Here is a 13,153-nt window from a genome sequence, read left to right on the forward strand (position 1 = left end):
TTCGATCAAACATCTGAATCCTGTCCTCATGCGCGTAATCAAGTTGCCGATGTCCCCATTGCCTGCTCTGAAGGTGCTCGTCGTGCTCGCGCTCGCCGTGTCGGTGAGCGCCTGTTCGATGTTCCATCACAAGAAGCGCGACAACATCGACACGATGCCGGTGGACGCGCTCTACAACCAGGCGCACACCTCGCTGGAAAACGCCGACTACGCGGCGTCCACCAGGGCCTACCAGCGCCTGATCGCGCGTTTTCCCTCGGGTGAATACCATGACCAGGCCCAGCTCGAGCTGGCCTATTCCCAGTACAAGGACAACCAGCCGGATGATGCCTTGTCGACCGTCAATGGCTTCATCAAGACGAATCCTGCCAACAAACATGTCGATTATGCCTATTACTTGCGTGGCCTGATCAATTTCGATCGCACCAGCGGCTTTCTCGAACGCCATACCAAGCACAGCGACAGCCAGACCCGTCGCGACCAGGGCTACAACCTGCAGTCCTTCGACGACTTTTCCGAGCTGTCGCGCCGCTTCCCGGACAGCGCCTACACTGCCGACGCGCGCCAGCGCATGATCTACCTGCGCAACGTGCTGGCCCAGTACGAGATCAACGTGGCCGAGTTTTACTTGCGCAACAAGGCCTATGTCGGGTCCGCCGACCGCGCGCAGTATGTGATCGAGCACTACCAGCAGGCACCGCAGACCGGTGATGCCCTGGCCATCCTCACCCGCAGCTACCTGGCACTGGGCCACAAGGAACTCGCCGATCAGACCCGCCAGGTGCTGGCGCTGAACTACCCGAACCACCCCTACCTGACCGATCCCAAGTGGCCGCGTGCACCGTCCACGCTGCGCAAGATGGTGCCGTTCTCCGGTCATCACTGAGTTTCAGTTATCCGGATCACATGAGCCGGCGATCGCTCGCCGGCTTTTTTGTGCCTGGCGTTTCGCGCCGGCACATGCAATGGCCGGCACCTTTTGCCGCATGCGTGCATCCCATCACGTCGGCCAGATCGCTGCGACAACGCGCCATCTGTTGCTCATCCGGCAACCGACTATTCTCGCAACCCTAGACCAGCATCCAGAGTACCTCTTGAAAGTGACCCCGCCCGGCCTTTGGGCCATCGCGCTTGCCTTGTCCAGCAGCCGGTTGCTGGCAGCCGATCCCGCACCGGCGACCACCACCCTGGCGCCAATATCGGTGCATGCCAGCGACAGCATGGTGACGGAGACACCGGCGGTGCAGGTGCGTGTCACCCGCAAGCAGCTGCAAAAACAGAACGCCACCAGCAGCGCCGATGCGCTGAAATACGTACCGAACATGATGGTGCGTGCACGCTACATCGGCGATCCGAATGCGGTGATCAGCGGACGCAACGCCGGCACCCTGCAGAGCGCACGCAGCCTGGTCTATGCCGACGGCCTGCTGCTGTCCAACCTGATGACCAACGGTTACAACGGTGCGCCGCGCTGGGGCATGGTGACACCGGAGGAAATCGGTGCGGTCGATGTCCTGTATGGGCCGTATTCCGCGCTGTACCCGGGCAACTCGCTGGGCACCACCGTACTGATCCACACCGTGCTGCCGCAGCACCTGGTTGCCAGCGTCAGCACGCAGCTCTTCAGCCAGGACTACCACGACGCCTACGGTGCCGGCGGCCACTACAGCGGCAGTCAGTTCGCCGCCACGCTGGGCAACAAGCAGGGCCGCTGGAGCTGGCTGCTCGCCTTGAGCCGGCTGGACAACGACGCTCAGCCGTTGCAGTACGCCACCGCGACGCCCGGCGGCAGCGCCATGGCGGCAACGCCCGTCACTGGCGCCACGCTCGATCGCAATCCGAATGGCACACCGCGGCTGGTTTACGGCGCCAACAGCATCGAGCACACCGTGCAGACCCAGGCCAAGCTGAAACTGGGCGTGGATATCACCGAACATGTCGCCGCGTTGTTCACGCTCGGCTGGTGGCACGATGACGCCGAGGATCGCACCCGCAGCCTGATCCGCAACGCCAGCGGCCAGCCGGTCGGCGGCGGTGTGATCAGCGCCGACGGCCAAACCTGGACGTTGCCGGCGAGCGGCCTCGCGCCGACGGCCGGGATCGATTCGCACATGCTGTACGGTGCCGAGCTGAACGGCCACTTCGACAACGGCTGGCGCTGGACCGCCGTGGCCAGCCACTACGATTTCCTGCATTCGCTGGCGGCCACCGCGTACCTGGCCGAACCCGGCACGCCGATCGGCGGTCCCGGCACCATCGCCGACATGAGCGGCTCCGGCTGGAGCACCTTCGACCTGCGCAGTTCCGGCCCACTCGGCGATCAGCACATGCTGTACGCCGGCATGCATGACGACCGCTATGTACTGGAAACCCGGGTGCGCAATGCCAGCGACTGGCTCGGAGACGCCGACGGCACACCGGTCAGCGCGTTCGCCGGACGCACCCAGACCCGCGCCGCCTACCTGCAGGATGTATGGAGCTTCGCCCCAGCCTGGGCACTGACCCTCGGCGGACGGCTGGAGCAATGGCGCGCCTATGGCGGCCTGCTGGGCAACGCCAGCAGCACGCTGCGCTACGCGGACCGGCAGCGTACGGATTTTTCGCCGAAGGCGGCGTTGAGCTGGGATTTCGCCGACGAGTGGCAGCTGCGGCTGGCCCACGGCAAGGCCGTACGTTACCCGACCGTGGCCGAGCTGTTCCAGGGCACGATTTCGGCCAATGCGATCGTCAACAACAATCCCGGACTCAAGCCCGAGATCGACGAATCCACCGACCTCACCCTGACCCGCCAACTGAGCCACGGCCACTGGCGCGTCTCGCTGTTCCAGGATCGCATCGCCGATGCGTTGTACTCGCAGACCGACATCACCGTCACGCCCACCGTCACCAGCGTGCAGAACATCAACCTGATGCGTGTGCGCGGCGTCGAAGGCGAACTGGGCCTGACCGACGTATGGACATCCGGGCTGGATGTCTCGGCCAGCCTTGCCCTCAACGACGCGAAGACGTTGCAGGACAGCCAGTACCCGCTGGCCGACGGCAAGATCTTCCCGCGCATCCCGCAGGTCCGCGCCAGCCTGTTCGCCGACTACCGGTTCGCGCCGCAGTGGGATGTCTCGCTCGGCATCCGTCATTCCGGCCGCCAGTACGGCACGCTGAACAACAGCGATTTCGTCAACACCTACGGTGCGGTGAGCAGCTTCACCGTGGCCGATGCGAAACTGCGCTGGAAGTTCTCGCCGGGCTGGGCCGCCTCGCTCGGCGTCGACAACCTCACCAACGCCAGATACTGGGTCTACCATCCCTACGCCGGCCGCACCGTGTTCGGCCAGCTGCGCTGGGATCTGTGACCCGCGCACCATCGAGAACTTTCATGCGCAAGTTGATCCTCGCCCTGCTCTGGCTCCTGCCGCTGGCCGCCATCGCCCATGACGACATGGCGATGATGCAGATGACCAAGGGTCCGGAACTTGGTGCCAGCGCAGCGTTCGATGCGCATGGCCGGTTGTGGGTGGTCGACGCGACGAATGGCCATGTGCGACTGCGCCACTCGGACGATGACGGCAAAACGCTCGGTGCGCCGGTCGACGTGAACACCGTGGCCGAACCGATCTACGACAGTGCGGAAAACCGGCCGAAGATCGCGTTCGGTCCGCACGACGAGCTGTACGTGAGCTGGTCGCAGCCACGTGCGAAACCGTGGACCGGCTTCGTGCGCTTCGCCCGTTCACTGGATGGGGGCAAACACTTCTCCACCCCGCTCACCGTGCATCACGACCACGCCGAGATCACCCATCGTTTCGACACACTGGCGGTCGATGGCCACGGTCGCGTGGTGCTTGCCTGGATCGACAAGCGCGACCTGGAGGCTGCCCATGCGAAGGGCGAGCGTTACCTCGGTGCGGCCGTGTACTACAGCTGGTCGGACGACGCAGGGCGCAGCTTCGTGCCCGAGCGCAAGCTGATCGACCAGAGCTGCGAATGCTGCCGCATCGCCATCGCTCGTACACCGCACGGTGACGTCGCGGTGTTCTTCCGCAGCATCTTCGGCGACAACATCCGCGATCACGCCTATGCCGTGCTGCACACGGACGGCCAGCCCAGCCACGCCGAGCGCGCCACCTTCGACCAGTGGCAGATCGCCGCCTGCCCGGAGCACGGCCCCGGCCTCGCCATCGCTGCCGACGGCACACGCCACGCCGTGTGGTACGAGGCCAAAGGCAGACCCACCATCTGGTACGGCCAGCTCGACCCGGGGCATCCGCCGCAACACGCACTGGCGATCGCCGGTGCCGGCGCCAGCCACGCCGACGTGGCCGTGCACGACAAGACCGTATGGATCACGTGGAATCAGGTGAGCGCCAACGGCTATGCGTTGATGCTGCGCCGCTCGCTCGATAACGGCATGCATTTCGATGCGGCACGCGAAATCGCCCATAGCGCTGACGCCGTCGGCTCGCCGCAGCTGCTGGAAAAACAGGACCGCGCCTTCGTCGCATGGAACACCGCAAGCGGCTTTCGCCTGATTCCGGTCGAGGCACCGTGATGAAACGCCTGCTGTTTGCATTCGCCTGCCTGCTGCCGGCACTCGCCAGCGCCGGTTCGCTGCAGCCACTGGCCGCCGCCGATGTTCCGGCCCTGCTGAAGCCGCCGGCTCACGGTGAACGGATCATTGCGCTGTGGTCGCTCGACTGCGTCTATTGCGAGCCGAACCTCGAAGCCCTGGCCATGCTGCAACGCGCGCACCCGCAGGACATCGAACTGCTGGTGATCGCCACCGACAGCATCGAACAACACGATGCGATCGAAGCGCGCCTGCGCCAGATGAAGCTGGCCGACTATCCGTCACGTGCTTATGCCGAGGGCTCGCCCGAGCGGATCAACTTCCTGCTCGACCCGAACTGGGGCGGCGAGACCCCGCGCGTGCTGGTGATACGCGCCGACGGCAGCCGGCTTGGGCTCAGCGGTGCGCTGACACCCATGGAACTCAGGCAACTTCCATAAGAAAGCACGACGGTTACGGCTGTGCCGTGCTGTCGGCCGGCGCCGGCGGCTCCGCGGTGCCATCGTCCTCATCGCCATAGATCGCCACGTGCGGCACGCCATCCGCACCGATCCAGCCGCGATACATGCCATCGGTGTTGAACGGGATCGAGATATGGCCATCCGCATCCAGCGCGATCGCACCGCCGTTGCCTCCCATCGACGGGATTTCCTGATTGATCACCTGCGCAGCGGCGCGTTTCAGCGGCACGCGCATCTGGGTCACCATCATGCAGATCTCGTGCGCCGCGACGGTGCGGATGTAGTACTCGCCCCAGCCGGTGCCGGACACCGCGCAACCGGCGTTGGCGTAGGTGCCGGCGCCGATGATCGGTGAATCGCCGATGCGGCCCCAGCGTTTGTCGGTCATGCCGCCGGTCGACGTACCAGCGGCAAGATGACCCTCGGCATCCAGTGCCACCGCACCGACCGTGCCGAAGTGTTTGGCCGTCTCCACGTCTGCATGCGGCTGCTTCGCGGCATCTTCCTTCAACGCCTTCTGCAGCTGCTGCCAGCGCTCCTCCGTGCGGAAGTACGAGGGATCGACCAGGGTGATGCCCTGCTCCTTCGCGAATTCCTCGGCACCGGCGCCGGCCAGCATCACATGCGGCGAATGCTCCATCACCGCCCGCGCCAGCAGGATCGGATTCTTCACGTGTTGCACGTCGGCCACGGAACCGGCGCGCAGCGTGTTGCCATCCATGATCGCCGCGTCCATTTCGTTCTTGCCATCGTGGGTGAACACCGAACCCCTGCCGGCGTTGAAGTTCGGATCGTCCTCCAGCACGGTGATCGCCGCCGTCACCGCATCCAGCGCCGGCTTGCCCGCCTTGAGCTGGGCATAGCCGTTCTGCAGCGCCAGCTTCAGTGCGGCGCGCACCGCCTTTTCCTTCGCGGGAGTCATCTCGCGCTTGATCACCCCAGCCCCGCCGTGGATCACCAGCACGGGTGAAACGGCGGCATGGGTCATGGTGGCGACTCCGAAGACGGCAAGGGCGACAAACAGGCGATGCGGTTTCACGTGTTTCTCTCTGACGGCAACGGCACCGAGTATAACCAGCCGCCTTGCGGGCTAAGCCGCACATCTAGCAATTGGCTGACCAGTTCCGTGTTACCGCGGCATGCGACCTTGGTACGAAGCCGCCCGGGGCCAATCCGTCGTATTCTTGGCAGCTGAACTCTCCCTGCGGAAGGCATGGCAATGGACAAGGTTTACCCAAGCGCGGCGAAAGCCCTCGACGGCCTGCTGGTCGATGGCATGACGATCGCTGCCGGCGGCTTCGGCCTGTGCGGCATCCCCGAGAACCTGATCGGCGCGTTGCTGGAAGCCGGCACCAAGGGCCTGACCATTGTCGGCAACAACGCCGGCGTGGACGATTTCGGCATGGGCCCGCTGCTGAAGACGCATCAGGTCAAGCGCGTGTACGCCTCCTACGTCGGCGAGAACAAGGAGTTCGAACGTCAGGTGCTGGCCGGTGAGCTGGAACTGCACCTGACCCCACAGGGCACGCTGGCCGAGAAGTTGCGCGCCGGTGGTGCCGGCATTCCCGGTTTCTACACGCGCACGGCGTTCGGCACCAAGCTGGCCGAAGGCAAGGAAACCAAGGCCTTCGGCGACAAGGAATACGTGCTGGAAGAGGCCATTACGGCCGACCTGTCGATCGTCAAGGCATGGAAGGGCGACGCCCACGGCAACCTGGTGTTCCGCGAGACCGCACGCAATTTCAACCCGATGATCGCCACCTGCGGCAAGGCCTGCGTGGCCGAGGTGGAGCATCTGGTACCGGTAGGCGAGCTGGATCCGAACAACATTCACGTGCCGGGCATCTACGTCGACCGCATCGTGCAGGGCGCGAAGTACGAGAAGCGCATCGAATTCCGCACCCTTGCCGGCGTGGCCTCCGGCAAGGAAAGCCCGATCCGCGTGGCGATGGCCAAACGTGCGGCGAAGGAACTGCAGGACGGTTTCTACGTCAACCTCGGCATCGGCATCCCCACCATGGTGGCGAACTACATTCCCGACGGCGTCAACGTCACCCTGCAGTCGGAGAACGGTCTGCTCGGCATCGGCCCGTTCCCGACCGAGGCGCAGATCGACCCCGACCTGATCAATGCCGGCAAGCAGACCATCACCACCTTGCCTGGTTCGAGCTTCTTCTCCAGCGCGGAGTCGTTCGCGATGATCCGCGGTGGCCACATCGACCTGTCGATCCTCGGCGGACTGGAAGTCTCCGCCCATGGCGACCTGGCTAACTGGATGGTGCCGGGCAAGATGGTCAAGGGTCCCGGCGGCGCGATGGATCTGGTGAGCGGCGTCAAGCGCGTGGTGGTACTGATGGAGCACAACGCGAAGGACGGCTCGCCGAAAATCAAGGACGCCTGCGACCTGCCGCTGACCGGCAAGCAGGTGGTCGACCTGATCATCACCGACCTGTGCGTGTTCGAGGTAGCCAAGGGCAAGGGGCTGACTCTGATCGAGCTCAACGACGGCGTCACGCTGGACGAAGTGAAGGCGAAGACCGGTTGCGCGTTCGCGGTGGCCGCCTCATTGGCTGGCTGATCCGTAGTCGATGCGCAGGCATGGTTGAAGAATGCTTCGAAAAACCTGTCTCCTGCCGTCATTCCCGCTTTCGCGGGAATGACGTCGTGGAATCTCCGGGATTCCTGAAACAGCTCTCATAAAGCGCGTGGATCGCGTGCGAAGAGAACTCTGCTACTGCAGAAACGCGCGCACCGCCGCCGCATCGAACGGCCAGTCCAGCTCGCGGTCGTCGCGTGCATCGCGCAATACCGGCACCCGCGTGCCGTAGCGCTGCTGCAGTTCCACCGCATCATCCACCCACACGGTGTCGAAATCCGGCGCGCGTGCCTCGGCCAGCACGGCCAGCGCGAGGTCGCACAGGTGGCAATAATCGCGCTGGTACAGGATCAGATCGGACATGCGCCTGCGAATGGACTGCCAAACATGGGGACGCCGCGTAGAATAACCGGTTCACTCCCTTCCCCGGCAGCACCCCATGGCCGTCAGCGTATTCGACTTGTTCAAGATCGGCATTGGCCCCTCCTCCTCGCACACGGTGGGACCGATGCGCGCCGCGGCACGTTTCGCCGAACGCTGGCTGGAAGAGAAAGGCGTGCTGGACCGCGTGGCCCGCGTGCGCGCCGAGCTGTACGGCTCGCTGGCGATGACGGGCCGCGGCCACGGCACCGACAAGGCCGTGCTGCTGGGACTGGAAGGCCAGCACCCGGACACCGTCGATCCGGACCAGATCCCCGCCACGCTCGAACGCATCCGCAAGACACAGCGCCTGCGCGTGCTCGGCAGGCACGAGATCGAGTTCGAGGAAAAGCGCGATCTGGTCTTCAACAAGCGCCAGAAGCTGCCGTTCCACACCAACGGCATGCGCTTCAGCGCGTATGACGCCGACGGCAACGAACTGGCCACGCGCGATTACTACTCGGTCGGTGGCGGCTTCGTGGTCAACACCGACGAGGCAGCGGAAGACCGCATCGTGGCCGACACCACCGAGCAGCCCTACGCCTTCACCACCGGCGACCAGATGCTGGCGCTGTGCAAGCAGCACAACATGACCATCGCCCAGCTGATGCTGGCGAACGAAACCGTCTGGCGCAGCGAGGAGGAAACCCGCACTGGCTTGTTGACGATATGGAAGGCGATGCAGGATTGCGTCACCCGCGGCCTGCGCTCGCCCGGCACCCTGCCCGGCGGCCTGCACGTGGCACGCCGCGCACCGGCGATGGCCGAGGAGCTGCGCAACCAGCCCGAGGCCGCGCTGAAGGATCCGCTGACCATCCTGGACTGGGTGAACCTGTACGCGCTTGCCGTGAACGAGGAGAACGCCGCCGGCGGACGCGTGGTCACCGCGCCGACCAACGGCGCGGCCGGCATCGTGCCCGCAGTGGGCCACTACTACCTGCGCTTCTGCCCGAAGGCGAATGACGACGGCATCATCGACTACCTGCTCACCGCTGCCGCCATCGGCATCCTGTACAAGGAAAACGCCTCGATCTCGGGGGCCGAAGTCGGCTGCCAGGGCGAAGTCGGCGTGGCCTGCTCGATGGCCGCCGGCGGCCTCACCGCTGCACTCGGCGGCAACGTGATGCAGGTCGAGAACGCCGCCGAGATCGGCATGGAACACAACCTCGGCCTCACCTGCGACCCGATCGGCGGCCTGGTGCAGATCCCCTGCATCGAACGCAATGCGATGGGTTCGGTCAAGGCGATCAACGCCAGCCGCATGGCGCTGAAGAGCGACGGCAAGCACCGTGTCTCGCTCGACAAGGTGATCAAGACCATGCGCGACACCGGCCGCGACATGAAGGACAAGTACAAGGAGACCTCGCGTGGCGGATTGGCCGTCAACGTCATCGAGTGCTGAGTCGATGAGGGCCGGTTCAACCTTGTCCGATTAGCGCCTCGACCACCTGCTGGGCCATCGCCTCGGCGCTGCGTTCAGCCGCGTGCAGATGCACTTCGGCGTGCTCCGGTGGCTCGTACGGCGAATCGATGCCGGTGAAATTCCGTATCTCGCCGGCACGTGCCTTGGCGTAAAGCCCCTTCGCATCGCGCTGTTCGCAGATCGCCAGCGGCGTATCCATGAAGACTTCGTTGAACTCGCCTTCGGCAAACAAGTCCCGCGCCATGCGTCGCTCGTTGCGGAACGGGCTGATGAACGAGACCAGCACGATCAGGCCGGCATCCACCATCAGCTTCGCCACCTCGGCCACGCGGCGGATGTTCTCGACGCGATCCTCGGCGGTGAAGCCCAGATCGCGGTTGAGGCCATGCCTCACGTTGTCGCCGTCCAGCATGTAGGTGTGATAGCCCAGCGCGTGCAGGCGCTTTTCCACCAGGTTGGCCACGGTCGACTTGCCCGAACCGGACAAGCCGGTGAACCACAGGCAGGTCGGTGCCTGCCCCTTGATCCTTGCGCGCGCCGTGCGATCGACATCCATGTGCTGCCAGTGGATGTTGTCGGCACGCCGCAGGGCGAAGTTCAGCGTACCGGCGGCCACCGTGTTGTTGCTCTGCCGATCGATCAGGATGAACGCACCCATCTCGCGGCAATGTGCATACGACTCGAACGCGATGGCGTGGTCGAGGCTGATATTGCAATAGCCCACTTCGTTCAGTTCCAGCCGCTTGGCGGCCAGCGCTTCCTGCGTGTTGACGTCGACCTTGTGCTTGATCTCGGTGATCTGTGCACTCACCGTGCGCGCGCCGATCTTCAGCCAGTAGGATCGCCCCGGCAGCAGCGGCGCCTCGCCCATCCACAGCAGGTGCGCGGCGAACTGGTCGGCCACCTGTGGCGGCTGCGTGGCCGCGGCGATGACATCGCCACGACTGATGTCGCGCTCGTCAGTCAGCGTCAGAGTGACCGCGTCGCCAAGGCCGGCGCGCGGCAAGTCACCGTCGGCCGTGACGATGCGCGCCACCCGTGAACGGGCACCACTCGGCAGCACCACCACTTCGTCGCCCGGCGCAATCGAACCGGCGACGACGTGGCCCGCGTAGCCGCGGAAGTTCTGGTCGGGCCGGCATACCCACTGCACCGGCAGACGGAAGCCGACGTCGTCGGCCACGTGCGCGATCTGTACTGTCTCGAGTTGTTCCAGCAGGCTGGGGCCGTCGTACCAGCCGACGCAGTCCGAACGACTGCTGACATTCTCGCCACGCAGCGCCGACAGCGGCACCGCGCTGACCTGCGCGATCCCCATCGAAGCAGCCAGCTCGCGATAGTCGGCCTCGATCGCGCGGAACACGTCCTCGGAGTAATCGATCAGGTCCATCTTGTTCACCGCCAGCAGCACATGGCGGATGCCGAGCAGTGCGCAGATGTAGGTATGCCGACGCGTCTGCGTCAACAGGCCCTTGCGCGCATCGACCAGCACCACGGCAAGATCGGCGGTGGAGGCGCCGGTGGCCATGTTGCGCGTGTACTGCTCGTGGCCGGGACAGTCGGCCACGATGAACTTGCGCCGCTCCGTGCTGAAGAAGCGGTAGGCGACATCGATGGTGATGCCCTGCTCGCGCTCGGCGGAGAGGCCGTCGACCAGCAGGGCGAAATCCAGCTCGCCGTTCTGCGTGCCATGACGCAGGCTGTCGCCTTTCAGCGCGGCCAGCTGGTCATCGAACAACAGCTTGCTGTCGTACAGCAGGCGCCCGAGCAGGGTGCTCTTGCCGTCGTCCACGCTGCCGCAGGTGATGAAGCGCAGCAGGCTCTTGGTCTCGTGCTGCTGCAGATAGGCGTCGATCGCGGTGGTGGCGTCATGCTCCTTGCGCATCAGAAATAGCCCTCCTGCTTCTTCTTCTCCATCGAGGCGGAGGGATCGTGATCGATCACCCGACCCTGACGCTCGGAGGTGCGCGCCACCAGCATTTCCTGGATGACCGCCGGCAGCGTATCCGCGTCGGATTCGACCGCGCCGGTCAACGGATAGCAGCCCAAGGTGCGGAAACGCACCTTGCGCATCTGCGGGATCTCGCCCGGCCGCAGCGGCATGCGCTCGTCGTCGACCATGATCAAGGCGCCGTCGCGCTCGACCACCGGCCGCTCGGCGGCGAGGTACAGCGAAGGCACCTCGATCTTTTCCCGATAGATGTACAGCCAGATATCCAGCTCGGTCCAGTTCGACAGCGGAAACACGCGCACGCTCTCGCCCTTGGCGATGCGCGCGTTGTAGAGATTCCACAGCTCCGGACGCTGGCTCTTCGGGTCCCAGCGGTGCTGCGCATTGCGGAACGAGAACACTCGCTCCTTGGCGCGCGACTTCTCCTCGTCGCGGCGTGCACCGCCGATCGCGGCGTCGAACTGATGCTTGTCCAGCGCCTGCTTCAGCGCCTGGGTCTTCATGATGTCGGTATGCACGGTCGCGCCGTGGCTGAACGGGCCGATGCCCTGCGCCACCCCGTCCTGATTGATATGCACGATCAAGCGGCAGCCGGTCTCCCGCGCGCGGCGATCGCGGAACGCGATCATCTCGCGAAACTTCCATGTCGTGTCCACGTGCAGCAGCGGAATCGGCGGCGGTGCCGGGTAGAACGCCTTCTGCAGCAGGTGCAGCAGCACCGAGGAGTCCTTGCCGATCGAATACATCATCACCGGGTTGCGGAACTCCGCCGCCACCTCGCGCAGGATGTGGATGCTTTCCGATTCCAGGTGCTTCAGGTGCGATGCGTGCGCTAGCGCGTCGATGTTTGTCATGTCGCTGCCGTTGTTATCCATTCGGATTCTAGTCGGGCCCATGCCGTTTGCGTAATGACCAGCGGATTTATGCATATACGGCAACGGGCGGCGCACGCACCCCTGTGATCGCATGCGGCCAGGAAAAGGTTTGCGCGCGTTGGGACAAGGGCGATTACGGGCCAGCTGTCAGGTAAACGGCAGCACCCTCGATCCGCACCGCCACCTCGCGCAGATGTTCGCCACGGCAGGGGCCTGCGATGCACAGTCCATCCCCCTGATTGAAAGTGGCGCCGTGCACGGCGCAGATCAGTGTGTCGTTCTTCAGCAGGAACTTGCCCGGCGCATAGTCCAGCCGGCGCCCCGCATGCGGGCAGACGTTGAGATAGCCGCGCACGCGATCGCCGTGGCGCAGCAGGATCAGGCTCTCCGCGCCGTCAGGCAGCAGCGCATCGACGGCGGTGGCGCCGCCATCGGGAATCTCGTCCAACTGGCATAACCACTGAACGGAGCTGACTGTATCCATCGGCACTTGCCTCGCGGGCTGGATGGCCCCATGGTTGCACGCATGATTTCAAGCGTAAGTCGTTGATTTTACCATACGGATTTTTAACACATGCACTTCGCCATCCACCCGTTGCACCGTTCACGTCACCCGCTGGTTCGCGCCCTGTCGTTGTTGCTCGGCGTGGCACTGGTCGGCGTATTGCTGGTGTTCGGCCTGGTGGTGGCCGGTGTGCTGCTGGTCGGTGGTGGCCTGCTGCTGGCCTGGCGCCAGTGGAAGCTTCACCACGGGCCGGCCAAACCCGCCACAGCTCGCACCGCACATCAGCCTGACGTGCTGGAAGGCGAGTTCGTGGTGATCCGGCAGGATCGTCCCGTCGCGCACTGACCCTCCCGTGCGA

General features: G+C 64.8%; 12 protein-coding genes. 7 read left to right on the forward strand and 5 right to left on the reverse strand.

Annotated elements, in window-relative coordinates; translation table 11 throughout:
• Positions 1 to 28 precede the first annotated feature (28 nt).
• The 4 genes from ACYVKM_RS01485 to ACYVKM_RS01500 all read left to right on the forward strand — a co-directional run bounded on the left by ACYVKM_RS01485 (position 29) and on the right by ACYVKM_RS01500 (position 5,004).
• Positions 29 to 886, forward strand: coding sequence for an outer membrane protein assembly factor BamD (locus ACYVKM_RS01485; protein ID WP_460875218.1), 858 nt, complete (start codon positions 29 to 31; stop codon positions 884 to 886).
• A 214-nt stretch (positions 887 to 1,100) separates the two neighbouring features.
• Positions 1,101 to 3,350 (forward strand): TonB-dependent receptor, encoded by a 2,250-nt coding sequence (locus tag ACYVKM_RS01490; protein WP_460876480.1) that lies wholly within the window; start codon positions 1,101 to 1,103, stop codon positions 3,348 to 3,350.
• Between the two features lie 23 nt (positions 3,351 to 3,373).
• Positions 3,374 to 4,546, forward strand: coding sequence for a sialidase family protein (locus ACYVKM_RS01495; RefSeq protein ID WP_460875219.1), 1,173 nt, complete (start codon positions 3,374 to 3,376; stop codon positions 4,544 to 4,546).
• Entirely contained in the window at positions 4,546 to 5,004 is a 459-nt protein-coding gene (locus ACYVKM_RS01500; protein WP_460875220.1) for a thioredoxin domain-containing protein, read from the forward strand. The genes ACYVKM_RS01495 and ACYVKM_RS01500 overlap by 1 nt, the downstream gene beginning before the upstream one ends.
• A gap of 13 nt (positions 5,005 to 5,017) precedes the next feature.
• On the opposite strand, the gene ACYVKM_RS01505 is transcribed toward ACYVKM_RS01500, so the two are convergent.
• The gene (locus ACYVKM_RS01505; protein WP_460876482.1) at positions 5,018 to 6,013 is read right to left on the reverse strand and encodes an isoaspartyl peptidase/L-asparaginase family protein; all 996 of its coding nucleotides are present in this window, start codon (positions 6,011 to 6,013) and stop codon (positions 5,018 to 5,020) included.
• 231 nt (positions 6,014 to 6,244) lie between these two features.
• On the opposite strand from ACYVKM_RS01505, the gene ACYVKM_RS01510 reads away from it, so the two are divergent.
• Complete coding sequence (locus ACYVKM_RS01510; protein ID WP_460875221.1) at positions 6,245 to 7,603, forward strand: 3-oxoacid CoA-transferase; 1,359 nt, start codon at positions 6,245 to 6,247, stop codon at positions 7,601 to 7,603.
• Positions 7,604 to 7,756: 153 nt separating this feature from the next.
• Here the strand turns inward: ACYVKM_RS01510 and ACYVKM_RS01515 are convergent, their stop codons facing one another.
• The gene (locus ACYVKM_RS01515; protein WP_460875222.1) at positions 7,757 to 7,984 is read right to left on the reverse strand and encodes a glutaredoxin family protein; all 228 of its coding nucleotides are present in this window, start codon (positions 7,982 to 7,984) and stop codon (positions 7,757 to 7,759) included.
• 76 nt (positions 7,985 to 8,060) lie between these two features.
• On the opposite strand from ACYVKM_RS01515, the gene ACYVKM_RS01520 reads away from it, so the two are divergent.
• Entirely contained in the window at positions 8,061 to 9,443 is a 1,383-nt protein-coding gene (locus ACYVKM_RS01520) for an L-serine ammonia-lyase (RefSeq protein ID WP_460875223.1), read from the forward strand.
• Positions 9,444 to 9,459: 16 nt separating this feature from the next.
• Here the strand turns inward: ACYVKM_RS01520 and cysN are convergent, their stop codons facing one another.
• The 3 genes from cysN to ACYVKM_RS01535 form a co-directional block, all read right to left on the reverse strand.
• Positions 9,460 to 11,349 carry a sulfate adenylyltransferase subunit CysN gene (gene cysN, locus ACYVKM_RS01525; RefSeq protein WP_460875224.1) on the reverse strand — a complete coding sequence of 630 codons (1,890 nt, stop codon included), beginning with the start codon at positions 11,347 to 11,349 and terminating at the stop codon, positions 9,460 to 9,462.
• Positions 11,349 to 12,269 carry a sulfate adenylyltransferase subunit CysD gene (cysD, locus tag ACYVKM_RS01530; protein ID WP_460875225.1) on the reverse strand — a complete coding sequence of 307 codons (921 nt, stop codon included), beginning with the start codon at positions 12,267 to 12,269 and terminating at the stop codon, positions 11,349 to 11,351. The genes cysN and cysD overlap by 1 nt, the downstream gene beginning before the upstream one ends.
• A gap of 154 nt (positions 12,270 to 12,423) precedes the next feature.
• A complete protein-coding gene (locus tag ACYVKM_RS01535; RefSeq protein WP_460875226.1) occupies positions 12,424 to 12,774 on the reverse strand; it encodes a Rieske (2Fe-2S) protein in 351 nt (116 codons plus the stop codon).
• A gap of 90 nt (positions 12,775 to 12,864) precedes the next feature.
• Between ACYVKM_RS01535 and ACYVKM_RS01540 the strand changes: the two genes are divergently transcribed.
• A complete protein-coding gene (locus ACYVKM_RS01540) occupies positions 12,865 to 13,140 on the forward strand; it encodes a hypothetical protein (RefSeq protein ID WP_460875227.1) in 276 nt (91 codons plus the stop codon).
• Positions 13,141 to 13,153 lie beyond the last annotated feature (13 nt).

Source organism: Rhodanobacter koreensis (assembly GCF_054782855.1).